This window comes from Nocardioides sp., from assembly GCF_044226305.1.
GTDB lineage: Bacteria > Actinomycetota > Actinomycetes > Propionibacteriales > Nocardioidaceae > Nocardioides.
Genome location: NZ_JBGAHF010000001.1, coordinates 159,949 through 185,341, shown reverse-complemented (window position 1 = coordinate 185,341; position 25,393 = coordinate 159,949). Strand labels below are relative to the sequence as shown.

The following is a 25,393-nucleotide window of genomic DNA, read 5'->3' as shown; positions in this document are numbered from 1 at the left end:
GCGTCCCGACACCGTGTCGTGGGTGGGTGTGACGCGAGCCCGGGCTGTTTGCCCGCCTGAGAGGGCGGGCAACGTGTCCGGGTGACCAGCTCCACCACCGACGTACGACACCCCGTCGGGGCCGAGGACGACCGCGGCTTCTTCGGGCACCCCCGTCCCCTCGCCAACCTCTTCGGCGTGGAGATGTGGGAGCGGTTCAGCTTCTACGGGATGCAGGGCATCCTGCTGATCTACCTCTACTACTCCGCTGCCCAGGGTGGCCTGGGGATCTCCGAGGCCACCGCCACCCAGATCGTGGGGGCCTACGGCGGCGGGGTCTACCTGGCGACGATCGTCGGCGCCTGGCTGGCCGACCGGGTCCTCGGCCCGGAGCGGACCCTGTTCTACGCGGCCGTCGTGGTGATGTCGGGGCACATCGCGTTGTCGGCCCTGCCCGGTCTTGTCGGCGTCACCGTCGGCCTGGTGCTCATCGCCCTGGGCAGCGGCGGCGTGAAGGCCAACGCCAGCTCGCTGGTCGGGTCGCTCTACGCCGAGGACGACGAGCGCCGCGACGGCGGGTTCTCGCTGTTCTACATGGGCATCAACATCGGCGCGTTCGCCGGCCCGCTGCTGACCGGCCTGCTCCAGGAGGACTGGGGCTTCCACGCGGGCTTCGCCCTCGCCGCGGTCGGCATGGCCGTCGGGCTGGTGCAGTACTCCCTCGGCCGGCGCCGGCTGCCCGACCGGACGCGGGTCGCCCCGCACCCCCTCGCGCCCGCCGAGCGGCTGCGGTACGCCGGGGTGGCGGTCGTCGGGCTCGGGGTGCTCGCCGTGCTGCTGCTCTCCGGGGTGGTCGCCGCCGACAACCTCTCCGACACCGTCATCTGGGTGACGGTCGCGGCGGCGCTCGCCTACTTCGCCGTGATGCTCGCGAACCGGGAGATCACGACCGTCGAGCGCAGCCGGGTGTGGTCGTTCGTGCCGCTGTTCCTCGCCAACGTCGTCTTCTGGTCGCTGTACCAGCAGCAGTTCACCGTCGTGACGATCTACAGCGACAAGCGGCTGGACCGGGACCTCTTCGGGTGGGAGATGCCGGTCTCCTGGGTGCAGTCGATCAACCCGGTCTTCATCATCCTGCTCGCGCCGGTGTTCGCGGCCGCGTGGACGCGCCTGGGTCCGCGCCAGCCCTCCACCCCGGTCAAGTTCGGCATCGGCACGATCCTGATGGGGGTGGCCTTCCTGCTGTTCCTCGCCGTCCCCGGAGGGGAGAACACCGCCCCGCTGCTGGCGCTCACCGGGATCCTGCTGGTCTTCACGATCGCCGAGCTGTTCATCTCACCGGTGGGCCTGTCGCTCTCGACGAAGCTCGCCCCGCAGCGGTTCGCCACCCAGATGGTGGCGCTCTACTTCCTCTCGGTCGCGCTCGGCACGGCGATGTCCGGCAAGCTCGCGGGCTCCTACGACTGGCACGACGAGACGTCGTACTTCCTGGTGCTCGGGCTGGTGGCCGTGGCGGCGGGTGTGGTGCTGCTGGCGGCCACCAAGCCGATCAGGAGGCTGATGGCCGGGGTGCACTGACGCCGATCGGGAGCAGGCGCGGCGCGAACGCGGGCGCCAGCGGGATGATCCCGAGGACCAGCACCATCGGGACGGCGAACCCGACCCGGAGCGAGTCCTGCCCGACGATGCCGGTCATCACCGAGCCGAGCAGGGCGCCGATGTAGTTGAACTGGTTGAAGCGACCGATCACCGCGTCGACGCGCGCCTGCCGGACGGCGGGCGCGAAGCCCTCGCCGCCGGCGATCTTCGCCGCAGCGGAGAAGCTGAGTGGGGCGACCACGGCGACGCCGGCGCCCAGGATCGAGAACCCGAGCACCGCGACCTGCCAGGTCGGGGAGAACACGACGAGCGCGAGGGCACCGCAGCCGATGACCGCCCCGACCCGCAGCACGGGGACCGGCCCGAACCGGCCGACCAGCCAGTCGCCGGCCAGGCGCACCAGGCCGCTGGCGAGCAGGTAGCAGAGGGCCGCCAGGGCGACGTACCGCTGCGGGGTGTCGAAGGTGTGGTCGAGGAACAGCGGTCCCCACGTCTGCACCGCGGTGTCGATCATGTAGAAGAGCACCATCGCCAGACCGACGAGCAGGATCGGCCGCCACGGCACCGCGACCTTCGTCGCCAGCTCGGTGGGGCCGTGGTCGCGGGGGAGGAACGGCCCGAACGCGACGAGGAGCGGGAGCAGGCCGAGCGCGGCACCGGTGGCGAGCGGGAGGCCCGACGTCACCAGGGTGAGCGCGGCGCCGACCACCCCGCCGAGCGTCCAGGCGCCGTGGAAGGACGGCAGGATCGGGCGTCCGTAGCGGTGCTCGAGCGCGACCGCCTGCATGTTGGAGCACGCGTCGACCATGCCGAGGCCGGCGCCGTAGACGGCGATGCCGCCGACGAAGAACGCCGCCGACGGGGCGACGCAGAGGACGGGCACCCCCACGGCGACCGTGATCAGGCCGGTGCGGAGCAGGATCGCGCTGTCCGCCCTGCGGGCGAGGACCTCCGCGGCCACCGACCCGACGCCGGCCAGCAGGATCATCATCAGCAGGATCAGCGAGAGCTGGACGTCGCTGATCCGCCACTTGTCCTGGAAGTCGGGGAGCCGGGTCGTGAGGCTGAGCAGGACCAGACCCTGCGAGAGGAACGCGGCAGCGACCGCCAGCCGGGCCCGGGTCAAGTCCATGGGCGGCATCGTGACACGGGGTGGTGCGGCAGCGACGGGTTGCGGGAAAACGCGTGTCCGTGGGCGTGGGGTGCGCGACGATGCCCCGAGCAGCCGACGTGGGGAGAACGACGATGGCACGCACCGGTCAGCAGCTGCGCCAACGGACCGCGAAGGCGATGAACCAGCCGAGGCAGGGCGCCGCGACGACCCCGACCCGGACGGCCGCGACCTCGCGCTCCCACCTCCGCGACCGGCTCCGCTACCGCTTCGACAACAGCATGTCCCGGGGCACCCCCGCGCTGATCGCGTGGCTCACCGTGGTGACGCTGCTGCTGATCGTGCTGTTCTCCTTGGTCGTCACCGTGCTCCGGCTGAACCGCAACCAGCAGGGTAACTTCGGCACCTCGATGTTCGGCAACCTGCTGCACGCCCTGGACCCCGGCACCATCGGCGGCGACCAGGGCAGCTGGGCCTTCAAGCTCACGATGCTCGCGCTGACCATCGCCGGCCTGTTCATCGTCAGCGCCCTGATCGGCGTCATCGCCGCCGGCATCGACACCCGCCTCGCCGACCTGCGCCGGGGTCGCTCGATCGTCCTCGAGCGCGACCACACCGTCATCCTGGGCTGGTCGGAGTCGATCTTCACGATCGTGCGGGAGCTGACGATCGCGAACGAGAGCCGGCGGAAGCCGGTGATCGTGGTCCTCGCCGACCGCGACAAGGTCGAGATGGAGGACGACCTGCGGGCCAAGGTCGAGGACTTCCGCGGGACCCGGGTCGTGTGCCGGTCCGGGTCGCCGATGGACATCGACGACCTCCGGCTGAGCAGCCACGGCACCGCTCGCTCGGTCATCCTGCTGGCCCCCGAGGACTCCGAGGACCCCGACAGCGAGGTCATCAAGACCCTCCTCGCGCTGACCCACGGCGGGAACGAGGGGGCACGGATCGTCGCCGAGATCCGCAACCCGAGCAACCTCGAGGCCGCGCGTCTCGTCGGGGCCGACCGCACCGTGCTGCTCGACATCCGCGAGACGGTGGCAAAGCTGCTCGTGCAGACCTCGCGGCAGTCCGGCGCCGCGGCCGTCTACACCGAGCTGTTCGACTACGGCGGGGACGAGATCTACTTCCTCGAGGGCCACCGGCTCGGGGCGGTCACGTACGCCGAGGCGCAGCTGGCGTTCGAGGAGGCCTCGGTGATCGGCGTGGTGGCCGACGGCGTCCCGACCCTGAACCCGCCGCCGGAGACCGCGGTCGCGGGCCACACCCTGATCGTCGTCGCCGAGGACGACTCCACGCTCAAGGCCGACCCGGACGCGACGGTGCGCCCCGACCTCTCCCGGCTCGGGGCCGGCACGGGCGAGGACGACCACCCGACCCGGGCGCTGCTGATCGGCTGGAACGAGCGCGCGCCGATCGTGCTGCGCGAGCTCGACCACTACGCGCCTCCCGGGTCCACCCTGACCGTGCTCACGGCCTTCGACGTCGCCGGGGTGCCGGACCTGGAGAACCTCCGGGTGACCGTGGTGCCGGGGCCGACCACCGACCGACGCACGCTCGAGGAGCACGTCCGGGCCGACCTCGACCAGGTCCTCGTGCTCTGCTACTCCGACCACCTCGAGCCGCAGGCCGCCGACGCCCGCACCCTGGTCACCCTGCTGCACGTGCGCGACATCCTGTCCCGCGCGGACGCGGCCACGCCGGTCGTCAGCGAGATGCTCGACGACCGCAACCGGGTGCTCGCCCAGGTCGCGCACGTCGACGACGTGGTCGTCAGCGGCGAGATCGTCAGCCTGCTCGTCACCCAGCTCTCCGAGGACCCGCGCCTCGAGGTGGTCTTCGACCAGCTGCTCGGGGACGAGGGCAGCGAGATCTACCTCCGCCCCGCGGAGTGGTACGTCGAGCCGGGGACCGAGGTCACCTACGCGACGATCATCGCCGGGGCGTCGCGGCGCGGCGAGACGGCGATCGGCTACAAGTCCGAGGTGCTGGCCGAGGGCGAGGCGTCCTTCGGCGTCCGGGTCAACCCCGCCAAGTCGGAGTCCTTCCGGGTGCTGCCCGGGGACCGGGTGGTCGTGCTCGCCGACGACTGAGGCACCCGGCGGCCTGTGGTCTGATGGGGCGATGAACGAGCTCTGGCTGGTCCGGCACGGCGCCACCGAGTGGAGCAAGGCCGGGCGGCACACGTCGACCACCGACCTCGCGCTGCTCCCCGAGGGCGAGGAGGTGGCCCGTTCGCTGCGGCCGCGGCTCGAGGACGCCGACGTCGCCCTGGTGCTGAGCAGCCCGCGCGTGCGCGCCCGCCGGACCGCCGAGCTCGCCGGCTTCGCCGACGCCGAGGTCGACGACGACCTCGTCGAGTGGGACTACGGCGACTACGAGGGCGTCACCACCCGGGAGATCCGGCAGCGGGTGCCGGGCTGGACGGTCTGGAACTCGCCGGTGCCCGGCGGCGACACCGCCGAGTCGATCTCGCTGCGGCTGGACCGGGTCGTCGCCCGTACCCAGGTCGTCGACGGGTCGACCCTCGTCTTCGGCCACGGCCACGCCCTCCGCGCCCTCGCCGCCCGCTGGCTGCGCCAGCCGGTCACCTTCGGCCAGCACCTGCGCCTCGACACCGCCACCGTCTCCGTCCTCGGCTGGGAGCACGAGTCGCCGGTCGTGCTGCACTGGAACTCCTAGGGGGCTGGCGGCATCTCGCTGTCCGCTCGGGTTGCGCCCGACAGGCAACAACGACGGATACGGCGGGCGTCTGGTTGCGCCTGACTCCCGGCTCGCGGTCGCCGGCACCGGTGGTCTCCCGCGAGCGCCAGCGAGCGTTGTCACCGGCGGTCGAGCAGCGAGCGCCAGCGAGCGTCGTCGAGACCCCAGAAGGTGCGCAGGGCGGTGACTGTCGGCAGCTCGCCGTCCGCTCTGCTTGCGACCGACAGGCAGCAACGCGGGTGCGGCGGGCTTCTGGTTGCGGCTGCCTCCCGGCTCACCGGTGGTGGCACCGGTGGTCGAGCAGCGAGCGCCAGCGAGCGTCGTCACCGGTGGTCGAGCAGCGAGCGCTAGCGAGCGTCGTCGAGACCTCGGGAGGTGCGCAGGGCGGTGACCGCCGGCATCTCGCCGTCGGCTGGGGTTGCGACCGACAGGCAGCGACGCGGGGCGGCCGGCGTCCGGTTGCGGCTGGTTCCCGGCTCGCGGTCGGCGGTCTCGCGGTGGTCTCTCCCGCGAGCGCCAGCGAGCGTCGTCGAGACCCCGGAAGGCAAGGCAGGGCGGTGGCCCGATCTGTCTCGAAATCGTTACCAAAGAAGTTCTCAGATCCCTGTGGATACAGGGGATTCTCGCCTCTGACTGTCGGTGGCGAGTGCTTGAGTAGACCCATGACCAGCACCGCCACCGAGCTCGGCACCGACACCAGCGAACTCGCCGCTGCGGTGTCGGCCGAGTCGGTGCTGACCGCTGCTGCGGCGACCCGGGAGGCGATCGCGGACCTGGAGGTCCAGCAGCTGATCCAGGCCTGCGACTGGGTCGCGCTGCACCCGGGCGAGGAGGTGGACACCAGCATCGAGTTCGGGATGCGGGACCTGCAGATCGCCGGCGACGGTGCCCCGACCGTCGACGAGGCGGCGGTGGCGGAGTTCGCGCTCGCGGTCGGGAAGACCACCGACGCCGGCCGACTGTTCCTCGGCGACGCGGTCGAGCTGCAGTACCGGCTCCCCAAGCTCTGGGCGCGGGTGGTGGCGGGCGAGGTGGCGGTGTGGAAGGCCCGGAAGGTCGCCCAGGCCACCACGTCGCTGCCGGTGGATGCTGCGGCGACCGTCGATGTCCGGTTGGCATGGTGCGCGCACCGGTGCTCGTTCGCGGAGATCGAGCGGCAGGTCGAGAAGGCCCGCGCCGAGCACGACCCCGACGCGGCCGAGGAACTGCGGGTGACCGCGTTGGAGAAGCGCCGGTTCGACATCGATCTCGACCACGCCACCCCCGACGGACTGGTCCACGTCGAAGGGGAGCTCGACGCCGCCGACGCGGTCGCGCTGGAAGCCCAGATCAAGGCCAAGGCCGCGACCTTGGACCTCGACCTGCCGTTGGACGTGCGCCGGTCGATGGCCGTCGGCCTCCTCGGCACCAGCGACGGCGAAGGCGGGCAGGTCCGGGAGATCGTGGTCTACGCCCACGTCCGTCCCGGCCAGGCCACCGTCGACGTCGAAACCACCCGCTCCTCGATCACACCCGAGCACCTGAAGGACTGGTGCCAGCAGGCCGGCACCAAGGTCACCGTCCGGCCAGTGATCGACCTCAACGCCGAGCTGTCGACGGAGTGTTACCGGCCCACCGAGCTCATGAAGGAACAGATCGGGCTCCGCGACCGGCAGTGCTGCTTCCCCGGCTGCACCCGCCCCGCCCGCACCGGCCCCGCCCGCACCGGCCGCGCCCGCACGACCGATGCCGAGCACCAGGTGCCCTGGCCCGAAGGCCCCACCGCCTCATCCAACCTCGCACCCGCCTGCCGGACCCACCACCGCCTCAAGACCCACGCCGGCTGGGACTACCAACGCACCCCTGGCATCGGGTTCGTCTGGTCCACCCCCATGGGACGCACCCACGTGTCCCCCTTCGTCACCGAACCACCGCCCGAGCCCGCCGCGCGACATACCCGCTGACCCCGACCCCGCCGACCACGGCCGACGGGGCCACACCCATGCCCGATGGGGCGTCGTGCGCGGCGCCCGCTCGGCGCTCCGGCCCGGTGCCCGCGGGAGCGCTCACGTCCGTCTAGGGTGCCGCGGTGACCGTCTCGGAGCTCGTCCCCGGCTGCTTCGTCTGCGACCAGCAGGCCCTGCCCGCGCGGCCGCCGCGCGAGGAGGTGCTCGCGACCGAGCACTGGCGGGTGGTGCACGCCTTCGACAGCAGCCTCGCGGGCTGGCTGGTGCTGCTGCCGACCCGGCACGTCACCTCGTTCACCGGGCTGAGCGCGGCCGCCGCGGACGAGCTCGGGGGACTGGTCCGCCGGCTGGGGATCGCCCTCGAGCAGGTCACCGGGTGCGTCAAGACCTACCTGATGCAGTTCTCGGAGGCCGAGGGGTTCTCGCACCTCCACCTGCACCTCGTGCCCCGGATGGCGGACCAGCCGGAGAGCGCCCGGGGACCCCGGGTCTTCGCCTACCTCGGCGCCGACGAGGCGACGCGGATCCCGGAGGGGGAGCGCGACGCCATCGCGCTCGCCGTCCGCGCCGCGGCGCGGGATGCTTGACGGGACGCTCCGCGGTCACGACCGTAGGCGCATGTCCCTCGCGGCCAGCTGTGTCCGCTGCTCGGCGCCGGTCGTGCCCTGCCCCGAGCATGCCGGCCGTCACCCGCTCTGGCGGGACGAGCGCGAGGCGTCGTACGAGGGCTTCGCCGAGCACCTCGCCGCCTCGCGGCACTTCCCGACCTACCTGCCGTGGCCGATGAGCCCGGGGTGGACCGTCACGGACTTCGCGCTCGTCGGGGACGGGGTGGAGAGGGCGACCGCGACCCTCACCTGCGTCTCCGGGACCAGCGAGCTCGACGGGCCGGTCGACGTGATCGTGGTGGCCGAGGAGGCCGGGACCGGGCTCGGGGCGCGCTGCGCCGGGACCCGGTACGACGACCCGGGCTCGGAGATCGCCCACCGCCCGCCCACCGCGCGGGTGCGCATCGGTAGCCAGTCGGTGAACCTCTGGGACGTCTCGACCAGCACCGCGGACGGCGAGTTCGACCGCTCCGTCGTCGCGGGCGAGGCCGGAGGGCGATGGCTGTGGATCGTGCTGCGCCCCGCGTCGGCCCTGCTGCTGCTCCAGGACGAGTGGATCCTGCGGGACGTGGCGGACGTCGGCCCGGAGCTGGTCGAGATCCCGTTCGGCGGCCACCGGCCCGGGTGGTGACAGCCTGGCTAGGCTGCACCGATGCGCATCGACCTGCACACCCACTCCCGGGCGAGCGACGGGACCGACGCGCCGGCCGCCCTGGTGCGCGCCGCGGTGGACGCGGGGCTCGACGTCCTCGCCATCACCGACCACGACACCGCGGACGGCTGGGCGGAGGCCTCCGCCGCCGCCGCCGAGACGGGTCTGACCCTGGTGCCCGGCATGGAGATCAGCACCCGCCACCGGGGGCGCGGCGTGCACCTGCTGGCCTTCCTGCCGGACCCGAGCTACCCGCCCCTGGCCGCCGAGCTCGAGCAGGTGCTGCGCGGGCGCGCGTCGCGGGTGCCCGCGATGGTCGCGCGGCTGCGTGACCTCGGCATCGACATCACCGAGGACGACGTCCGCGCGGCCGCCCACGGCACCGCCGCCTCAGGCCGTCCGCACGTCGCCGACGCGCTGGTGACCCTCGGCGTGGTCCCGGACCGCACGGCTGCCTTCGACCGCTACCTGGGCTGGGGCCGCCCGGCCCACGTGGACCGGTACGCCGCCCCGCTGGAGGACGTCCTGCGAGCGGTCGCCGGCGCCGGGGGAGTGTCGGTGATCGCCCACCCCTGGGGGCGCGGCGGTCTCGGCCGTCCGGACGAGGAGACGCTGGCCGCGCTGCAGGCGGTCGGGCTCACCGGCATCGAGGTCGACCACCAGGACCACGACGAGCAGGCGCGCGACACGCTGGGCGCCATCGCCCGGGACCTCGGGCTGGTCGCGACCGGCGCCAGCGACTACCACGGTGACGGCAAGACCGACCACGAGCTGGGCTGCAACAGCACCCACCCCGACGAGTTCGCGCGGCTGCTCGAGGCGGCCGACCGGGCGGCCGCGGCGGCCGGCCGGGACACCCCGGCCGTCGTCAACCGCTGACGGCTACTTGCGGCCCAGCGACTGGAACTTCTGCAGCACCCCGCCGGGGATCAGCCGCGCCGCGGTGGAGATGGCCTTGTACTGCGGGCCCGGGATCGAGAACACCTTGCCCTTGGCGTGGTCCTTGAGGGCCGTCGCGACCAGCTCGTCCGCGTCGAGCCACATGAAGTCCGGCGCCGACCCGCGGCCGACCTGCATCCGCTCGTGGAACTCGGTCTTGGTGAACCCCGGGCACAGGCACGTGACGGTGACGCCACGTGGGGCGTACTCCCGGGCCGCCCACTCCGAGAAGCTGTTCACGTAGGCCTTGGCGGCCGAGTAGGAGCCGCGCGGGAGGAACGCCGCGACGCTCGACACGTTGATGATGCCGCCGCTGCCCCGCTCCGACATCGGCCCGAGGGCGGCGTGGCTCAGCCGCATCACGGCGGTCACCAGCACCTCGAGCATGGCCTGCTCCTCGTCGACGCTGTTGTCGAGGAAGCGCTTCTTCAGGCCGAACCCGGCGTTGTTGACCAGCAGGTCGACCGGACGGTCCGGGTCGGCGAGCCGAGCCTCGACCGTGGCCAGCGCCGCGCGGTCGGTGAGGTCGGCCGCGAGGACCTCGACGGCGACGCCGTACGTCGTCGTCAGCTCCTCGGCCTCCTGCTCGAGCCGGGCCCGGTCGCGGGCGACCAGCACGAGGTCGTGGCCCTGCTGGGCGAGCTGGTGGGCGAACGACCGGCCGATGCCGGCGGTGGGTCCGGTGACGAGCGCCGAACGACTGCTGGTGGACATGCCGTCAGTCAAGCAGGTGGGGTGCACGATCCGGAGACCCTGGTCGGGCATGATGGGCCTCGATGACCACGACGCTCGCGATCGCGAACCAGAAGGGCGGAGTCGCCAAGACGACCACCGTCGCCTCGGTCGGTGCCGCGCTCGCCGAGCTCGGCCACTCGGTGCTGCTCGTCGACCTCGACCCGCAGGCCTGCCTGACCTTCTCCCTCGGCATCGATCCCGAGGACCTCGAGCTGTCGGTCCACCACGTGCTGACGAAGGGCCTCGACCCGTCGGAGGTGATCATCGAGACCGACGACGGCGTCGACCTGGTCCCGGCGACGATCGAGCTCGCGCGAGCCGAGGCGGAGCTGCTCACCCGCACCGGCCGTGAGCACGTCCTGAGGTCGATGATCGAGGCGCTGGCCGAGGACGAGGTCGACTACGACTGGATCCTCCTCGACTGCCCGCCCTCGCTCGGCGTGCTGACCGTCGCCGCCCTCACCGCGGCCGACGGGGTCCTGGTGCCGCTCCAGTGCGAGACGCTGTCCCACCGCGGCGTCGGCCAGCTGCTCGACACCGTCCACGACGTGCGCCGCTTCACCAACCGTGGCCTCGAGGTCTGGGGCGTCCTGCCCACCCTGTACGACGGCCGCACCATCCACTCGCGGACCGTGCTCGAGACCATCTCGGAGACCTACGACCTCGAGGTCATCGAGCCGCCGATCCCCAAGACCATCAAGTTCGCGGAGGCGCCGGCCGCGGGTCGGTCGATCCTCGCGACCAGCCGCAGCAGCAAGGGCGCCCGGGCCTACCGGGAGGTGGCCGAGAACCTCGTCACCCGCTCGCAGCGGCCGAAGCAGAAGAAGCAGAAGAAGGCGAAGAAGGCGACGTCGTGAGCAAGCACCGCGCCGCGGTCCGCCCCCGCTACGGCCGACTGGCCGCCCTCGGCGCGGCGCTCGCGGTCACCGCGGTCGCGGTGCTCGGCGGGACCGGCGTGCTCTCCTCGGCCGCCGGCAGCGGTCCCCGGCCCGCCTCGGCGGCGCCGGCGGCCCTCGACGACGCCGCCGACGCGGCCTCGGGCGACGCGGCTCCCTCGCCGACCGACGAGACGTCGCCGTCGGTCAGCGCGCGCGTGAGCGCGGACGCCAGCGACGCCGGCAGCGACGCCCAGAGCGACACGACGCTTCCGGCGGGCTCGGGCACCGGCAAGCGGATCGTCTTCAGCGAGAGCCGGCAGCGGGTCTGGCTGGTGTCCGGCGGGCACCGGGTCGACCGCACCTACCTGGTCTCGGGCAGCCTCTACGACAACCTCGACCCCGGCACCTACTCGGTGTACTCGAAGTCCGAGCAGGCGTGGGGCATCGACGACTCCGGCACGATGAAGTACTTCGTGCGGTTCACCCAGGGTGACAGCGCCGCCATCGGCTTCCACGACATCCCCGTCGACGACGGCGGGCCCGTGCAGACGGTGGCCCAACTGGGGACGCCGCAGTCGCACGGCTGCATCCGGCAGAAGCGCTCGGACGCGATCGCGCTGTGGGACTTCGCGCCGGTCGGCACGAAGGTCGTCGTCACCGCCTGACGGCGGTGCCGCTCAGCCCTCGGCCGCGGGCGCCTTCGCGGCGCCACCGGTGGACCCGCTCGAGCGACGACGACGACGCCGGTTGCGCGGGGCGCCGGTCGACTCCTGCGCGGCACCCGAGCCCGAGCCCTGCGTCGAGCCCTGGTCGGCCGACGCGGAGTCGTTCGCCACCGTCTCCCCGCTGCGGGTGCGGGTGCGGCTGCGGGACCGGTTCCGCTCGCGCGGTGCCCGCTCCTCGCGCGGCGCGCGCTCGACCGGCTTGGGGTCGACGATGCGGCCCTTGGTGCCGGGGGCGATGCCCTGGTCGTGGTAGAGGTGCTCGGACGTGGAGTACGTCTCCTGCGGCTCGTCGAACGGCAGGTCGAGCGTCTTGTTGATCATCTTCCAGCGGTGCAGGTCCTGCCAGTCCACGAAGGTGATCGCGATGCCCGACGCGCCGGCGCGGCCGGTGCGGCCGATCCGGTGGACGTAGGTCTTGTCGTCCTCGGGGCAGCTGTAGTTGATGACGTGCGAGACGCCGGCGACGTCGATGCCACGGGCGGCGACGTCGGTGGCGACGAGCACGCGCAGCTTGTCCTCGCGGAACCGGGTCAGCGCCTTCTCGCGCGCGACCTGCGCCATGTCGCCGTGCAGCGGGCTGGCGGAGAAGCCGCGCTCGGCGAGGTCGTCGGCGACCCGCTGCGCCTGGCGCTTGGTGCGGGTGAAGACGATGATCTTGCCGGCGTCCTCGGCCTGCAGGACGCGGCCGATGATCTCGGGCTTGTCGAGGTCGTGGACCTGGTAGATGAACTGCGCGGTCGCGGGCACGGTGGCGTTCTCGTACGACGACTCGGCGCGGATGTTCATCGGGTGACGCATGTGGATGCGGGCCAGCGAGACGATCGCGGCCGGCATCGTCGCCGAGAACAGCATCGTCTGCCGGGTCTCGGGGGTCATCCGGAGGATCCGCTCGACGTCCGGCAGGAAGCCGAGGTCCAGCATCTCGTCGGCCTCGTCGAGGACGAGCGCGTGCACGTGGGAGAGGTCCAGCGCCCGGCGGTTGGCCAGGTCGATGAGCCGCCCGGGGGTGCCGACGACGATGTCGACGCCGCTCGCGAGCGCGTCGAGCTGGGTGTCGTAGCCGACGCCGCCGTAGACGGTGAGGACCCGGAGGCCGAGGTCCTTGCTCGCGAGGTGCAGGTCGTTGGAGACCTGCAGCGCGAGCTCGCGGGTCGGGGCGACGATCAGCGCCTGCGGCTTGCCCTGCGGCAGGTCGGCGTAGGCCGGGTCGGTCACGGTGACGCTGCGCTGCAGGACCGGGATGCCGAAGGCCAGCGTCTTGCCGGTGCCGGTGCGGGCCTGCCCGATCAGGTCGGTGCCGAGGAGGGCGACCGAGAGGGTCATCTCCTGGATCGCGAAGGGGGTGACGATGTTGGCGCGCTCGAGGGCGTCGCAGATCTCGGGGAGCACCCCGAGCTCTCGGAAGGTGGTCAGGGTCTTGTCGCTTTCGTGAGTCAGCCGGCGTCTACCGAATGAGTGTCGGGATGCGGCGGACTCGTGGAGCGTGGTCTGCCGCGCACATACAGGGCCGGTCCGCAGACGTCTGGGACGACCTCGATCACGCTCAGTCTATCGGTAGGGTGCGCACGTGACCGCATCCACGCTCGTGGCGTTCGAGGATCCCCAGTACCGGGAGGCGGTCGTCGACCTGCTGGGCGTGATCGCGTACGGCGAGATCTCGGCGTTCGAGCGGCTCGCCGAGGACGCCAAGCTGGCTCCGACGCTCGAGGACAAGGTCGCCATCGTGTCGATGGCGACCGCGGAGTTCGCCCACGTCGCGCGGCTCAACGACCGGCTGGTCGAGCTCGGCGCCGACCCGTTCCAGGCGATGGCGCCGTTCCAGGAGCCGATCGACCGGTTCCACGAGTACACCGCGCCCGCCGACTGGTACGAGGGCCTGATCAAGGCCTACGTCGGCGACGGGCTCGCCAACGACTTCTACCGCGAGATCGCGGCCTACCTCGACCACGGCACCCGGGACCTGATCCTCGCCTCGCTCGACGACACCGGCCACTCGGCGTTCGTGGTCGACCGGGTCCGGACGGCGATCGCGGCGGACCCGCGGCTCGGCGGTCGGCTCGCGCTGTGGGGGCGGCGGCTGATGGGGGAGGCGCTCACCCAGGCCCAGCGCGTCACCGCCGACCGCGACGCGCTGACGGCGCTCCTCGCGGGCGGCGTGGACCGGCCGGGCCTGGACCTCGCCGCGATCGGCCGGATGTTCACCCGGATCACCGAGCGGCACGCCGAGCGGATGGCCGAGCTCGGCCTGGCCAGCTGACTCGTTGAGTCGAGGGTTGTGACCGTTGAGTCGGGGGTTGTGACCGCTCGAGGTGGTCAGAAGTCCCGACTCGAGTGGTCAGAACTCCCGACTCGACCTCAGGAGCGGAAGCCGACCTGGCCGATCGTGCCGTGACCGATCTCGACGTAGGCGAGCTTCTCGGTCGGGACGACGACTTTGCGACCCCGGGTGTCGGAGAGCGTCAGCACCCCACCGGCGGCGAGCGCGTCCGCGACCTGCTTCTCGATCGTCTCCGCCGACTCGTCGGTGTCGATGTGCAGTTCGCGGGCGGCGTTCTGGACGCCGATCTTGACCTCCACGAGGTCCTCCTTCATTGCGTTCGGGGGCTGGGCTGGGTGGTTCAGTGCTCGTCGGCGCGGGGGTAGCCGCGGATCCCGCGCCAGGCGAGACCGGCGACGAGGGCCGCGGCGTCCGACTTGCTGATCGCCCCGGGGTCCGAGAGCCAGAACCGGGCGCTGACCTGCGCCATTCCCACGAGGGAGACCGCGAGCAGCCGGGAGGCGTCGTCGGGCAGCCCGGTGTCGTCGTGGATGACGTGGGCGATCATCGCGGCGCACTCGGTGGTGACGCGGTCGACCTGCTCGCGCACGGCCGGCTCGCTGGTCAGGTCGGACTCGAACACCAGGCGGAACGCGCCGGTGTCGCCGGCGACGTACTCGAAGAAGACGTCCATGGTGGCCGCGACCCGCTGCTTGTTGTCGTGGGTCGACTCCAGCGCGACACGGGTGTTGGCAATGATCGTGTCGCAGGACTGGTCGAGCAGCGCCAGGTAGAGGTCGAGCTTGCCGGGGAAGTGCTGGTAGAGCACCGGCTTGGAGACCCCCGCCCGCTCGGCGATGTCGTCCATCGCCGCCGCGTGGTAGCCCTGGGCCACGAACACCTCGAGCGCGGACTCCATCAGCTGCGCCCGGCGCTCGCGCCGGGGCAGCCGGGCGCCGCGCGGGCGGGCCGGTGAGTCGTACTGCTCTGCCGTCACGTCCCGAACACTACCGGGGACCGGCGGGTCGAGACGGCGGGGACGCGCAGCGGACCCGGTGATGACCGGGGAGCGAGCCGCGCGTCCGGATCGCGGGACGTGGTGGGGTGGTCCGGCGCGGCCGGGGAACATGGCAGGACGGCCCGGCGTTCTGCTGAGCGTTCGGACGGAGAGACCCCTGAAGGAGTACGCCGTGTCCTTTCCCCCGCTGGTGGAGCCCGCGGACGAGCTGACCATCGACGAGGTGCGCCGCTACAGCCGGCACCTGATCATCCCCGACGTCGGCATGTCCGGGCAGAAGCGGCTGAAGAACGCCCGGGTGCTGGTCATCGGCGCCGGCGGCCTCGGCAGCCCCGCGCTGCTCTACCTCGCCGCGGCCGGGGTGCACACCCTGGGGATCGCGGAGTTCGACGAGGTCGACGAGTCGAACCTGCAGCGCCAGATCATCCACGGCCAGTCCGACATCGGCCGGTCCAAGGCGCAGTCGGCCAAGGAGTCGATCGCCGAGACCAACCCCTACGTGAACGTGATCGTGCACGAGCAGCGCCTCGACAACGACAACGTCATGGAGGTGTTCCGGGGCTACGACCTGATCGTCGACGGAACCGACAACTTCGCGACCCGCTACATGGTCAACGACGCGGCGTACTTCCTCGGCATCCCCTACGTCTGGGGCTCGATCTACCGCTTCGACGGCCAGGCATCGGTGTTCGCGCCGAGCCTCGCGGACGACGCCCCCTGCTACCGGTGCCTCTACCCCGAGCCCCCGCCGCCGGGCATGGTCCCCAGCTGCGCCGAGGGCGGCGTCCTGGGCGTCCTGTGCGCGTCGATCGGGTCGATCCAGGTCAACGAGGCGATCAAGCTGCTGACCGGCATCGGCGAGCCGCTGGTCGGCAAGCTGATGATCTACGACGCCCTGGAGATGGAGTACCGCAAGCTGCGGGTCCGCAAGGACCCCCACTGCGCGCTGTGCGGCGAGAACCCCACCGTCACCGGGCTGATCGACTACGAGAGCTTCTGCGGCGCCGTCTCCGACGAGGCGGCCGAGGCCGCTGCCGGCTCGACGATCTCGGTGACCACCCTCGAGCACATGCTCAAGGAGCGCGAGGAGGGCACCCGCGACTTCCTGCTGGTCGACGTGCGCGAGCCGAACGAGTACGAGATCAACAAGATCCCCGGCTCGGTGCTGATCCCCAAGGGAGACTTCCTCAACGGCTCGGCGCTCGAGAAGCTGCCCTCGGACAAGCAGATCGTCATGCACTGCAAGTCCGGGGTCCGCTCCGCGGAGACGCTGGCGATCGTGAAGGGTGCCGGCTACGCCGACGCCGTGCACGTCGGCGGCGGCGTGGTCGCGTGGGTCAACCAGATCGACCCCTCGCAGCCGACGTACTGAGCCGACCGCCCGGGCGCGCGAGCGCCCGGGCGCTCACTACCCGTGCGTAACCCGCGCGGTGCCGTGGTCGTTGTCACTCCGTCCAGACACCGGCCGCCGGCGATGGTCCGGCGCCCCTATCGGGAGGGTTGACCACCCCATGCGCTTCTCCGCCAAGCACGCCCTGGCCTCGGCCGCGCTGCTCAGCTCCGGCGTGCTCGCCGCTGCGCTCGCCACGACCGCGCCGGCCGCCGCCGCGCCGACGTGGGCGCCAGCCGCCTCCGCCGACATCCACCCCGGCACGATGATGTACACCGCCGGTGCCCAGTGCACCGCCAACTTCGTCTACACCGACGGCGCCGGCACGGTCTACGTCGGGTACGCCGCGCACTGCGCCGGCACCGGTTCCTCGACGGACACCGACGGCTGCCAGACCCAGTCGCTCCCGCTCGGCACGAAGGTGACGTTCAACGAGGGCGGCAGCCTGGTCGACGAGGGCACCCAGGTCGGCTCGGGCACCCTGGCGTACTCGTCGTGGGACACCATGAAGAAGGTCGGCGAGACCGACCCGAACACCTGCGCCTACAACGACCTCGCCCTGGTGAAGGTCGACGCCGCCGACGTCGGCAAGGTGAACCCGTCGGTCCCGTTCTGGGGCGGTCCGACCGGCATCGACACCAACGGCACCGCGGCCGGCGACCGGGTCTACACCTACGGCAACTCCAGCCTCCGGGCCGGTCTCTCGCCGCTCTCGCCGCACACCGGCATCAGCCTGGGCGACCAGGCCGCCGACGGCGGCTGGTCGCACCCGCTCTACACCGTGACCCCGGGCATCCCCGGTGACTCCGGCTCCGGGTTCCTGAGCGCCGACGGCAAGGCCATCGGCGTCCTGTCCACCCTCGGCCTGGCCCCGCTGCCGGCGTCGAACAACATCGGCGACCTCGCCAAGGAGCTGGCCTACGCCAACGCGCACTCCGGCCTCTCCGGGCTCACGCTGGTGCCGGGCACCGAGCCGTTCTCGCCGATCCTCTGATCCATCCCTGACCGCCACCCGCGGTCCGGGCTGCGAGTCCACCCGAGGGAGCTCCACGACGGCCCCGTCCCGATGGGTCGGGGCCGTCGTCGGTCTCGGGTAGTTTGCGGCGCATGACAGCTCGGCGCTCGGGAGCGGTGGCGGTCGCCGCCGTCGTCGCGACCGCGCTGGTGGTGGTGCTGCTCGTGGCCTGGGCGGCCTCGATCGGCCCGAACGGCGTGCTCACCGGCACCGGGCCGTCCCCGGTCGGGACCCCCTCGGACTCGACGGCGAGCGCCGAGAGCGGGCCGTCCGTGCCGGCCCAGGAGCCCGTGCGCCACGGGACTCCGGCGTGGCTGCGGACCACGGCCTTCCTCCTCGACGTGGTGGTCGCCGGCCTGGCCGCCTACGTCCTGCTCCGCTTCCTGGTCGCGCCGCTGGGCCGCTGGGGCGTCCGGTGGCGCCGCGACCGCGCCCGCCGACGGCGGGGGGAGGCCACCGTCGACCCGGACTTCGACGTCCTCGAGCCCGCGCGTGCGGTCGCCGAGGAGATGCTGGCGGACGCGGACGCCCAGCGCGAGGCGCTCCTCGGGGACGACACGCCCCGCAACGCGGTGGTCGCCTGCTGGCACCGGTTCGAGACCCAGGCCGCGGCCGCGGGCGTCGCGCGTCGGCCCTGGGAGACCTCCTCGGAGTACACGATGCGGGTCCTCGACCTCGTCGACGCCCACCAGCCCGCGGTCTCGCGCCTGGGCGCGCTCTACCGCGAGGCCCGGTTCTCCGAGCACGAGCTGACCGAGGCGCACCGCGCCGAGGCGCTCGAGGCCCTCGTCGCCATCCACCGCACGATCGGGATCCGCACGTGACCGGCGCGCGATGGTGGCGCCGGGCGGCCGCCGGGGTCGTCGCCTTCACCGTGCTCGAGGTCGTGCTGGTCCTCGCCGACGCGGGCCCGGACGCGCTGCGCCTCGCCCTGCTGGTGGCCACCTGTGTCGGGGTGCTGGGCCTGGTGCTCGACGCGCTGTCCGACCCGGCGCCGTCGTGGCGGGTCGAGGTCGAGAAGCCCTCGGCCCGCACGCCCGGCGACCCGCGTCTGGGCCGGTACGTCAACCTGCTCGAGGCGCACCTGTCGGCCCGCGCCGACGACGCCGCCCTCCGCGACCGGCTCCGCTCGCTCGCCGACCAGGTCCTCCGGCAGCGTCACGGCCTGCGCCGTGACGACCCGCGGGCCGTCGCGCTGCTCGGGCCCGAGGTGACGGCCGTCCTGGAGGGACCGCCGCGGCGCCTCGCCCCGGCCGAGATCGACCACTGCCTGACCACCATCGAGGAGCTGTGATGCCTGCTGACCCGACCGTCGCCGAGGCCTCGGCCCTCGCCGCCCGCGTGCTCGACGAGGTCGAGAAGGCGGTGGTCGGCAAGCGGGAGTCCCTCACGCAGGTGCTGGCCGCCGTCCTGGCGAAGGGGCACGTGCTGCTCGAGGACTTCCCGGGGCTCGGCAAGACGCTGGCCGCGCGGTCCTTCGCCCGGGCGCTCGGCATCGAGTTCACCCGCGCCCAGTTCACCCCCGACCTGCTGCCGGCCGACCTGACCGGCTCGTTCGTCTACGACCAGCGGCGCGCCGAGTTCGAGTTCCGCCGCGGGCCGCTGTTCACCGGGCTGCTGCTGGCCGACGAGATCAACCGCACCCCGCCCAAGACCCAGGCGGCGCTGCTGGAGGCGATGCAGGAGCGGCAGGTGACCGTGGAGGGCGAGACGTTCCCGCTCCCGGCGCCCTTCCACGTGCTGGCGACCGCCAACCCGATCGAGTACGAAGGCACCTTCCCGCTCCCGGAGGCCCAGCTCGACCGCTTCCTGATGCGCGTCGCCTTCGGCTACCCCGCCCCGCGGGAGGAGTACGACGTGCTCGCCCGCCGGCTCGAGCGCCGCCGCGAGGAGGTCGACCTCGAGCAGGTCACCGACGCCCCCGGGCTGCTCGGCCTCCAGGAGGTGGTCGAGACGGTGACCGTCGACGAGAGCATCGGCCGCTACTGCGTCGAGCTGGCCGGCGCGACCAGGTCGCACCCCGACGTGCTGACCGGTGCCTCGCCGCGGGGCTCGCTGGGCCTGGTGCTCGTGGCGCGCGCCTTCGCCCTGCTGCGAGGTCGCGACTACGTCGTCCCCGAGGACGTCAAGGCCGTCGCCCGCCCCGTCCTCGCGCACCGGATCACCGTCAAGCCCGAGCTCTGGATGACCGACGCCAGCGGCCGCACCGTCGTCGACGCGGTGCTGGCGCAGGTCCCGACCCCGACGACGCTCGAACGGCGATGATCCGGTGACCGCCTGGCACGCCACCGCCGCCCTGGCCCGCGCGCTCGTGCTCGGGGCCGTCGGCCTCGCGCTCGCCGTGGTCGCGGGGGACCCGGCCCTCGTCGTGCTCGCCGCGCCGTTCGTCGTGCTCGGGGCGGTCGCGCTGGCCCACCGGCCGGCCACCCGGCCCGGCGTCGACGTCCGTCTCGACCACGTCGCGCTGCGCGAGGGGCTCGGCACCACCTCCCGGCTCACCCTCACCGACGCCGCCGACGTCGAGTACGTCGCTCGCGCGGCCGGCCGCCCGCCGTACGTCGCGGTGCGCCCGCACGACGGCCAGGTCGGGGGGCTCCTCTCGGCCGGACCGCCGGACGTCGAGCTGGCCCCGCTGCGGTGGGGGCGGCGGCTGCTGGGGGAGGAGAAGGTCGCGCTCTACACCCGCTGGGCGGGCTTCCGGTGCGGCCCGCTCGCCCGTGGGGGCCGGCCGGTGCGGGTGCTCGCGACCACCGACGCCTACGACTCCCGGTCCGAGGCCCCCCAGCCCCTGGGCCTGGTCGGTGCGCACCGGTCCCGTCGGGCCGGCACCGGCACCGAGCTGGCGGACATCCGCCCGTTCCTCGCCGGCGACCGGCTGCGCCGCATCAACTGGCGGGTGTCGCTGCGCACCGGCGACCTCCACGTCGTGACCGCGCGCGCCGAGGAGGACACCGGCGTGCTGCTCGTCGTCGACGCGCTCGGCGACCACGGCGTGTCGACCGGCGTCGGCGGTTCGGCCAGCAGCATGGACCTGACCGTCCGGGCGGCCGCGGCGATCGCCGAGCACCACGTGCGCACCGGGGACCGGGTCGCGCTGCGGGTGGTCGGGCCCGGCCGCGAGCAGGTGGGGTACGGCGCGGGCGCCCGGCACCTGCGCCGGATCCAGGACCAGCTGGCGGCCGTGCGCACTGGGGACCTCGCCGAGCACGACTCCGGCGTGCTGCAGCTCGGGGTGACCGGCGGGGCGGTGGTGGTCGTGATGTCGCCGGTCCTGGCCGACGTCGTCGGCACCGTGGTCGCGACGCTGGTCCGTCGCGGGGTCGCGGTGCTGGTCGTCGACACCCTCCCGCCCGACGCCGAGCCCGCCGTCGCCGAGGGGGTCGACCCCCGGCTGGCCGCGCTGGCCTGGCGGATGCGCCGCGTCGAGCGCTCCCTCGTGCTGGACCGGCTCGGCGCGCTCGGCTGCCCGGTGGTCGCCTGGCGCGGCCCGGGCACCCTCGACGACGTCCTGCGCCGCCTGGCCCGGCGCGCCCAGCTGCCCCGGGTGGTGAGCCGCTGATGCCCCGCTCGCAGCTCCTGCTCCGGGGGGTCGTGCTCCTGGGTCCGGTCGTCGCCCTCCTGGCCACCGGCCCCGCCGGGCACTGGCCGCCCTGGTGGCTGCTGGTGCCGGTGGTCGCGGGCGCCGGCGTGGCCGCGGCCGCTCCGGACTCCGCGGCCCCCGCCGGTGTGGGCCTCGGCGTGCTGGCCTGGTGGACGGTCGCCCTCGGCGACGGCGTCCCGGCGGCCGTGCTCGTCGCCGCGCCCGCGCTGCTCGCGGCGCACCTGGCGGCGCTGCTGGCGTCGTACGGGCCCGCGGCGATGCCGCTCGACGCCGCGACCCTGCGCCTCTGGGGGCGCCGCGGGGCGTTGGTGCTGCTCACGGTGCCGGCCGCGTTCGTCGCGGTCCGGCTCCTCGACGGCGAGCCCGAGCAGCCCGGCATCTGGGTGCTCGGGGTCGCCGCCGCGTGCGTGGCCACGGTCGTCGCGACGGCCCTGATCGACGTGCGGACCGGGGAGGTGGACGCCCGGTGAGCCTCGACCACGAGGAGTACGTCGAGCGGGTGCTCGAGTGCGTGGAGACGATCCCGCGCGGGCGGGTCTCGACCTACGGCGCCATCGCCGAGGTCGTCGGGGAGCTGCTCGGCGGCGGCGGGCCCCGGCTGGTCGGGTCGACGATGGCCCAGCACGGGGGAGCGGTGACCTGGTGGCGGGTGGTGCGCTCCGACGGGTCGCTGCCACCGAGCCACCAGGACGAGGCCCGGCAGCGCTACCTCGAGGAGGGGACGCCGCTGCGCCCCAGCGGCAACGTCGACATCACGCAGGCGTTCTGGCGGCCGCCAGCGCTGCGAGCCGGGCGAGGGCCTGCGGGAAGATCTCCGCGGGGGGAGTGACCAGGCCGGCGCCGACCTGGCCGACGCCCGCGACCCGGCCGGCCATGCCGGTGTTGATCTGCGGCAGGATCCCGGTGCGGCACACCCGGCTCACGTCGATCCCCGTCGGGGTGCCCTGGAACTCCAGGACCGGCACCGACCAGCGCGGGTTCTCCCCGAGCGTGATCTCGTGCATCCGGCGGGTGGTGGCCAAGGCGTCCGGCACGGAGCCGCCGACGAACCGCACGATCGCGGGTGCCGTGGCCATGGCGAAGCCGCCGATCCCCGCCGTCTCGGTGATCGCGGAGTCGCCGATGTCGGGGTTCGCGTCCTCGGGCCCGTAGTCGCCGAGGAACAGGCCGTCGGCCAGCTGGGCCGGACCGGTGAACCACTCGTCGCCGGTCCCCGCGACCTGGATGCCGAAGTCGGTGCCGTTGCGGGCCATGGCCACGACCATCGTGGAGCCGTCGGTGCCGCGCGCGGCGTCGAGGGCGAGCTTGCAGGCCGGCATCGCGAGGTTGAGGAAGAAGTGGTCGTTGCCGCCGACGAAGCCGAGCGCCTCGGCGACGTCCTCGCTGGCGAAGCCGCTGCGCACCATGGCCGGCGCGAGGTCGCGCAGCAGCATCAACGTGCCGGCGCGGTTGCGGTTGTGGGCCTCGTCCCCCATCTGCAGCATCTGGGTGAGGATCCCGGTGACGTCGACCGCGCCCTGCCCCGAGTCCTGCAGCGCGCGCACGGCGCGCTGGAGGAGCGGCCCGAGCACCCGGTTCATCCAGGTCAGCCGGGTGAGGACCTCGGGGGAGTAGGCGCCGTAGCGGAGCACCTTGCCGAGGCCCTCGTTGAGCGAGCAGTAGGTGCGCCGGCCGGTCGCGGCGTCCTCGAGCACGAACATCCACATGCTCGGCGTGACCACCCCCGCCATCGGACCGACGGTGGAGCGGTGGTGGCACGGCTCGAGCGAGACGCCCGCGTCGGACTCGAAGAGCGCGACCGCGTCCTCGGGATCGTCGACCAGGCCCTCGAGCGCGGCGCCGCCCATCAGCGCGCCGCGCAGCGGGCCGGAGGCGCGGTCCCACCCGATCGGCGGGCCAGCGTGCAGGAACTCGCCGCGCTCCAGGCCGAGGACCTCGGCGGCCGGGGCCACGTCGACCAGCGTCGCGGTCACGTCGAGCACCGCGGCGAGGGCACGTTCGTTCGCCGTACGACGCAGCGGGTCGGCCGCGACCGTGGCCAGGTCGTCCTCGGTGCCGGGCATCGGCGGGCGCCAGTCGACGCGGGCCACCGGGACGGCCTGGTCGGCGACGGCGTCGGCGAGGAGGTCGGCACCGACGTTGACGACGGCGCCGGGCGTGGTCGTCCGGGAGGTGGTCACGATGCTCCTCCGCTCAGCTCGAGCGCTCGGCGGGTGGCGCCGGCGTTGGACAGGTGCACCTCGGCCCCGGCGTCGGCCAGCGCCCGGACCTGCCGGTCGAGCCCCTGCGGGTCGCCGGCGGTGCCGACCACGGACACGACCACGGGCCGGTCGACGGCCGCCAGGGCCGGGGCCAGCGAGCCGGCGGGATCGGGCTCGGCGCCGTGGCCCAGCACCACGTCGAGGAGCAGCACGCCGGTGGTGGGGTCCTCGGCCGCTCGGGCGAGGTGCTCGAGACGGATCGAGGGGTCGATCATCGGGTGCGCCCGGCCGGTCGTGTACTCGTCGTCGCCGAAGTCGACGAAGGTGTGCCCGGCGTCCGCGCCGTCGACCTCGGCCGCGATCAGACGGGCCTCGCCCGCCAGGGTGCCGCCGACGAAGAGTCCGCGCACGACGCCGGCGCGGGGTGCGGCCGTGCCGACCACCGGCCATGCCGGGACCGCGTGGCCGAGCCGACGCAGCACCGCCTCGGTCGCGGCGGTGAGGTCGGGCCGGCCGGGGCCGAGCAGGGCCTGCAGCACCGGGGTGGCCAGGCCGCCGGCGTACGCCTCGACGTCGGCCGCGACCGCTGCGGCGGGCGGCTTGGAGACGAGCACGACGAGCTCGACGGCCGGGTCCTCGTCGAGCCGGCGCAGCGCCTCGCGGGTGGCGAGCCCGCCGACCTCGGCGGACAGGTCGCGGCCGCCGACGCCGAGCGCGGAGGAGACCCCGACGCCGGCGTGGTCGAGGAGCGCGAGCACCTGCTGGCAGCCCGTGCCGGAGGCGGCGACGACGCCGACCGGGCCGGGGGCCACGACGTTGGCGAAGCCGAGCCCGAGGCCGCCGACGACCGCGGTGCCGCAGTCCGGGCCCATGACGAGCAGCCCCCGCTCGGCCGCGACCCGCTTGAGCGCGACCTCCTGCCACAGCGGGACGTTGTCGCTGAAGACCATCACGTCGTGGCCGGCCTCGAGCGCGTCCATCGCCTCGACGAAGGCGCTCGCGCCGGGGACCGACACCAGCGCCACCGCGTCGGGCGTGCGCCGGAAGGCGCCGGCGGTGGTGCGGGGCGGCGCGAGCTCGCTCGTCCCGGTGTCGCGCCGGTTCGCGTCCTGCAGGGCCCGGTCGACGCCGGCCAGGGCGTCGGCCAGGGCCGCGGCGTCGTCGAGCCGGAGTGCGACGACCAGGTCGTTGGGGGTCGCCTCGTCCGGGACCTCGAACCCCATCCCGACCAGGACGTCGACGTTGAGCGGGGTCGCCATCGCCACCTGGGCGGCGACCACGGCGTCGAGCTGCTGCACCGCCCGGCTGACCTGGAGCAGCGTGACGGAGTCGGCGTAGGCGCCGGGGCGGAGCTCGACGTGAGTCGTGGGGGCGCTCATGCCGCGGCTCCGCAGGTCAGGTGGGCGAGCGCGACCCGGGCGCCTGCGAGCATCCCGCGGCCCGACGTGTGGCCGACGGCGGCCAGCAGCGCGGTGCGGCCCGGGTCGTCCGGTGCGGACAGCCACGCGGCGAACTCGGGCACGACCTCGCCGTGCATCGCGCAGTCGAGCAGCGTCGCGGAGAGCAGCGTGGTGCGGTGCAGGTGCGCCCGCACCGCGGCCTCCACCTCGGGCGTGGCGAGACCGGCGGCTCGGTGCGTGGCGAGCCAGCCGCAGAGCACGTCGTCGTCGTACGGCGTCAGCCCGTCGCCGCGCCCGACCATCGCCCCGACGTCGCCCGGGGGTGGTGCGGGTCGCGTGACCCCCGTCGCCAGGCGCGGGACCGCCACGTCGACGACCCGGCCGACGCGCAGCGGCACCCCGTCGAGGTGGAGCACGCCACCGATGAGGTCGGCGCGGCCGACGTCCGGGAGCCGGTCGAGGTCGGCGCGCAGCGCGCACGGGACCGCGGTGGCCCGCCGGCCGACGACGCCGACGCAGCGTCCGGCCACGTCGACGTACACCGCGTCGGGTCCGCGGTGCACCAGCGGCACCGGCCCGTCGGGTGCGGCGGCCAGCTGCGCACGGACCCGGGACGGCGCGCTCACGGGGATCACC

The 25,393-nt window shown here is 73.6% G+C and carries 26 protein-coding genes; 18 read left to right on the top strand and 8 right to left on the bottom strand.

Annotation, left to right across the window (positions count from 1 at the left end; all coding sequences use genetic code 11):
• The first annotated feature begins 81 nt into the window (after positions 1-81).
• On the top strand, positions 82-1,557 hold the full coding sequence (locus ACILQ5_RS00945) for a peptide MFS transporter (protein ID WP_395656084.1): 1,476 nt from the start codon (positions 82-84) through the stop codon (positions 1,555-1,557).
• On the opposite strand, the gene ACILQ5_RS00940 is transcribed toward ACILQ5_RS00945, so the two are convergent.
• Positions 1,529-2,710, bottom strand: a complete 1,182-nt coding sequence (locus ACILQ5_RS00940) for an MFS transporter (RefSeq protein WP_395656083.1) — start codon at positions 2,708-2,710, stop codon at positions 1,529-1,531. The two genes, ACILQ5_RS00945 and ACILQ5_RS00940, sit on opposite strands and share 29 nt — an antisense overlap.
• Before the next feature lie 113 nt (positions 2,711-2,823).
• Between ACILQ5_RS00940 and ACILQ5_RS00935 the strand changes: the two genes are divergently transcribed.
• The 6 genes from ACILQ5_RS00935 to ACILQ5_RS00910 all read left to right on the top strand — a co-directional run bounded on the left by ACILQ5_RS00935 (position 2,824) and on the right by ACILQ5_RS00910 (position 9,477).
• Positions 2,824-4,782, top strand: a complete 1,959-nt coding sequence (locus ACILQ5_RS00935; protein WP_395656082.1) for a CASTOR/POLLUX-related putative ion channel — start codon at positions 2,824-2,826, stop codon at positions 4,780-4,782.
• A 31-nt stretch (positions 4,783-4,813) separates the two neighbouring features.
• Positions 4,814-5,371, top strand: a complete 558-nt coding sequence (locus ACILQ5_RS00930; RefSeq protein ID WP_395656081.1) for a histidine phosphatase family protein — start codon at positions 4,814-4,816, stop codon at positions 5,369-5,371.
• Between the two features lie 683 nt (positions 5,372-6,054).
• Complete coding sequence (locus ACILQ5_RS00925; protein WP_395656080.1) at positions 6,055-7,335, top strand: DUF222 domain-containing protein; 1,281 nt, start codon at positions 6,055-6,057, stop codon at positions 7,333-7,335.
• A 125-nt stretch (positions 7,336-7,460) separates the two neighbouring features.
• Positions 7,461-7,925 carry an HIT family protein gene (locus ACILQ5_RS00920; RefSeq protein WP_395656079.1) on the top strand — a complete coding sequence of 155 codons (465 nt, stop codon included), beginning with the start codon at positions 7,461-7,463 and terminating at the stop codon, positions 7,923-7,925.
• A gap of 31 nt (positions 7,926-7,956) precedes the next feature.
• The gene (locus ACILQ5_RS00915) at positions 7,957-8,577 is read left to right on the top strand and encodes a DUF6758 family protein (protein ID WP_395656078.1); all 621 of its coding nucleotides are present in this window, start codon (positions 7,957-7,959) and stop codon (positions 8,575-8,577) included.
• Between the two features lie 21 nt (positions 8,578-8,598).
• Entirely contained in the window at positions 8,599-9,477 is an 879-nt protein-coding gene (locus ACILQ5_RS00910; RefSeq protein WP_395656077.1) for a PHP domain-containing protein, read from the top strand.
• A 3-nt stretch (positions 9,478-9,480) separates the two neighbouring features.
• Here the strand turns inward: ACILQ5_RS00910 and ACILQ5_RS00905 are convergent, their stop codons facing one another.
• Entirely contained in the window at positions 9,481-10,251 is a 771-nt protein-coding gene (locus tag ACILQ5_RS00905; protein ID WP_395656076.1) for an SDR family NAD(P)-dependent oxidoreductase, read from the bottom strand.
• Positions 10,252-10,313: 62 nt separating this feature from the next.
• Between ACILQ5_RS00905 and ACILQ5_RS00900 the strand changes: the two genes are divergently transcribed.
• The gene (locus tag ACILQ5_RS00900; RefSeq protein ID WP_395656075.1) at positions 10,314-11,129 is read left to right on the top strand and encodes a ParA family protein; all 816 of its coding nucleotides are present in this window, start codon (positions 10,314-10,316) and stop codon (positions 11,127-11,129) included.
• Entirely contained in the window at positions 11,126-11,815 is a 690-nt protein-coding gene (locus tag ACILQ5_RS00895; RefSeq protein ID WP_395656074.1) for a L,D-transpeptidase, read from the top strand. Before ACILQ5_RS00900 ends, ACILQ5_RS00895 begins: the two co-directional genes overlap by 4 nt.
• A gap of 12 nt (positions 11,816-11,827) precedes the next feature.
• Here the strand turns inward: ACILQ5_RS00895 and ACILQ5_RS00890 are convergent, their stop codons facing one another.
• Positions 11,828-13,264, bottom strand: a complete 1,437-nt coding sequence (locus tag ACILQ5_RS00890; RefSeq protein ID WP_395656073.1) for a DEAD/DEAH box helicase — start codon at positions 13,262-13,264, stop codon at positions 11,828-11,830.
• A 178-nt stretch (positions 13,265-13,442) separates the two neighbouring features.
• Between ACILQ5_RS00890 and ACILQ5_RS00885 the strand changes: the two genes are divergently transcribed.
• Positions 13,443-14,132 (top strand): ferritin-like fold-containing protein, encoded by a 690-nt coding sequence (locus ACILQ5_RS00885; RefSeq protein ID WP_395656072.1) that lies wholly within the window; start codon positions 13,443-13,445, stop codon positions 14,130-14,132.
• A gap of 98 nt (positions 14,133-14,230) precedes the next feature.
• Here ACILQ5_RS00885 and ACILQ5_RS00880 read toward each other — a convergent pair whose 3' ends face one another.
• A complete protein-coding gene (locus tag ACILQ5_RS00880; protein WP_395656071.1) occupies positions 14,231-14,452 on the bottom strand; it encodes a DUF3107 domain-containing protein in 222 nt (73 codons plus the stop codon).
• Between the two features lie 41 nt (positions 14,453-14,493).
• A complete protein-coding gene (locus ACILQ5_RS00875) occupies positions 14,494-15,051 on the bottom strand; it encodes a TetR/AcrR family transcriptional regulator (protein ID WP_395656312.1) in 558 nt (185 codons plus the stop codon).
• A 271-nt stretch (positions 15,052-15,322) separates the two neighbouring features.
• Between ACILQ5_RS00875 and moeZ the strand changes: the two genes are divergently transcribed.
• The 8 genes from moeZ to ACILQ5_RS00835 all read left to right on the top strand — a co-directional run bounded on the left by moeZ (position 15,323) and on the right by ACILQ5_RS00835 (position 21,985).
• Positions 15,323-16,522 carry an adenylyltransferase/sulfurtransferase MoeZ gene (moeZ, locus tag ACILQ5_RS00870; protein WP_395656070.1) on the top strand — a complete coding sequence of 400 codons (1,200 nt, stop codon included), beginning with the start codon at positions 15,323-15,325 and terminating at the stop codon, positions 16,520-16,522.
• A 139-nt stretch (positions 16,523-16,661) separates the two neighbouring features.
• On the top strand, positions 16,662-17,534 hold the full coding sequence (locus ACILQ5_RS00865) for a hypothetical protein (protein ID WP_395656069.1): 873 nt from the start codon (positions 16,662-16,664) through the stop codon (positions 17,532-17,534).
• Between the two features lie 113 nt (positions 17,535-17,647).
• Positions 17,648-18,379: a DUF4129 domain-containing protein gene (locus tag ACILQ5_RS00860; RefSeq protein ID WP_395656068.1), complete on the top strand. Its 732-nt coding sequence runs from the start codon at positions 17,648-17,650 to the stop codon at positions 18,377-18,379.
• On the top strand, positions 18,376-18,849 hold the full coding sequence (locus ACILQ5_RS00855) for a hypothetical protein (protein WP_395656067.1): 474 nt from the start codon (positions 18,376-18,378) through the stop codon (positions 18,847-18,849). Before ACILQ5_RS00860 ends, ACILQ5_RS00855 begins: the two co-directional genes overlap by 4 nt.
• Positions 18,849-19,820: an AAA family ATPase gene (locus ACILQ5_RS00850; protein WP_395656066.1), complete on the top strand. Its 972-nt coding sequence runs from the start codon at positions 18,849-18,851 to the stop codon at positions 19,818-19,820. Before ACILQ5_RS00855 ends, ACILQ5_RS00850 begins: the two co-directional genes overlap by 1 nt.
• Positions 19,821-19,824: 4 nt before the next feature.
• A complete protein-coding gene (locus ACILQ5_RS00845) occupies positions 19,825-21,114 on the top strand; it encodes a DUF58 domain-containing protein (RefSeq protein WP_395656065.1) in 1,290 nt (429 codons plus the stop codon).
• Positions 21,114-21,626: a hypothetical protein gene (locus ACILQ5_RS00840; RefSeq protein WP_395656064.1), complete on the top strand. Its 513-nt coding sequence runs from the start codon at positions 21,114-21,116 to the stop codon at positions 21,624-21,626. The genes ACILQ5_RS00845 and ACILQ5_RS00840 overlap by 1 nt, the downstream gene beginning before the upstream one ends.
• The gene (locus tag ACILQ5_RS00835; RefSeq protein ID WP_395656063.1) at positions 21,623-21,985 is read left to right on the top strand and encodes an MGMT family protein; all 363 of its coding nucleotides are present in this window, start codon (positions 21,623-21,625) and stop codon (positions 21,983-21,985) included. Before ACILQ5_RS00840 ends, ACILQ5_RS00835 begins: the two co-directional genes overlap by 4 nt.
• Here ACILQ5_RS00835 and ACILQ5_RS00830 read toward each other — a convergent pair.
• The 3 genes from ACILQ5_RS00830 to ACILQ5_RS00820 are packed head-to-tail and all read right to left on the bottom strand — an operon-like array spanning position 21,909 to position 25,392.
• Positions 21,909-23,336, bottom strand: coding sequence for a DUF1116 domain-containing protein (locus ACILQ5_RS00830; protein ID WP_395656062.1), 1,428 nt, complete (start codon positions 23,334-23,336; stop codon positions 21,909-21,911). The genes ACILQ5_RS00835 and ACILQ5_RS00830 overlap by 77 nt on opposite strands.
• Complete coding sequence (locus tag ACILQ5_RS00825) at positions 23,333-24,736, bottom strand: FdrA family protein (protein ID WP_395656061.1); 1,404 nt, start codon at positions 24,734-24,736, stop codon at positions 23,333-23,335. Before ACILQ5_RS00825 ends, ACILQ5_RS00830 begins: the two co-directional genes overlap by 4 nt.
• Positions 24,733-25,392, bottom strand: a complete 660-nt coding sequence (locus ACILQ5_RS00820) for a DUF2877 domain-containing protein (protein WP_395656060.1) — start codon at positions 25,390-25,392, stop codon at positions 24,733-24,735. Before ACILQ5_RS00820 ends, ACILQ5_RS00825 begins: the two co-directional genes overlap by 4 nt.
• Position 25,393 lies beyond the last annotated feature (1 nt).

Excerpts from the sequence above, each read along its gene's own strand:
- ACILQ5_RS00940 (WP_395656083.1), bottom strand. The coding sequence starts at position 2,710 with ATGGACTTGACCCGGGCCCGGCTGGCGGTCGCTGCCGCGTTCCTCTCG.
- ACILQ5_RS00935 (WP_395656082.1), top strand. The coding sequence starts at position 2,824 with ATGGCACGCACCGGTCAGCAGCTGCGCCAACGGACCGCGAAGGCGATG.
- ACILQ5_RS00930 (WP_395656081.1), top strand. The coding sequence starts at position 4,814 with ATGAACGAGCTCTGGCTGGTCCGGCACGGCGCCACCGAGTGGAGCAAG.
- ACILQ5_RS00925 (WP_395656080.1), top strand. The coding sequence starts at position 6,055 with ATGACCAGCACCGCCACCGAGCTCGGCACCGACACCAGCGAACTCGCC.
- ACILQ5_RS00915 (WP_395656078.1), top strand. The coding sequence starts at position 7,957 with ATGTCCCTCGCGGCCAGCTGTGTCCGCTGCTCGGCGCCGGTCGTGCCC.
- ACILQ5_RS00910 (WP_395656077.1), top strand. The coding sequence starts at position 8,599 with ATGCGCATCGACCTGCACACCCACTCCCGGGCGAGCGACGGGACCGAC.
- ACILQ5_RS00905 (WP_395656076.1), bottom strand. The coding sequence starts at position 10,251 with ATGTCCACCAGCAGTCGTTCGGCGCTCGTCACCGGACCCACCGCCGGC.
- ACILQ5_RS00900 (WP_395656075.1), top strand. The coding sequence starts at position 10,314 with ATGACCACGACGCTCGCGATCGCGAACCAGAAGGGCGGAGTCGCCAAG.
- ACILQ5_RS00875 (WP_395656312.1), bottom strand. The coding sequence starts at position 15,051 with ATGGAGTCCGCGCTCGAGGTGTTCGTGGCCCAGGGCTACCACGCGGCG.
- ACILQ5_RS00865 (WP_395656069.1), top strand. The coding sequence starts at position 16,662 with ATGCGCTTCTCCGCCAAGCACGCCCTGGCCTCGGCCGCGCTGCTCAGC.
- ACILQ5_RS00860 (WP_395656068.1), top strand. The coding sequence starts at position 17,648 with ATGACAGCTCGGCGCTCGGGAGCGGTGGCGGTCGCCGCCGTCGTCGCG.
- ACILQ5_RS00850 (WP_395656066.1), top strand. The coding sequence starts at position 18,849 with ATGCCTGCTGACCCGACCGTCGCCGAGGCCTCGGCCCTCGCCGCCCGC.
- ACILQ5_RS00840 (WP_395656064.1), top strand. The coding sequence starts at position 21,114 with ATGCCCCGCTCGCAGCTCCTGCTCCGGGGGGTCGTGCTCCTGGGTCCG.
- ACILQ5_RS00825 (WP_395656061.1), bottom strand. The coding sequence starts at position 24,736 with ATGAGCGCCCCCACGACTCACGTCGAGCTCCGCCCCGGCGCCTACGCC.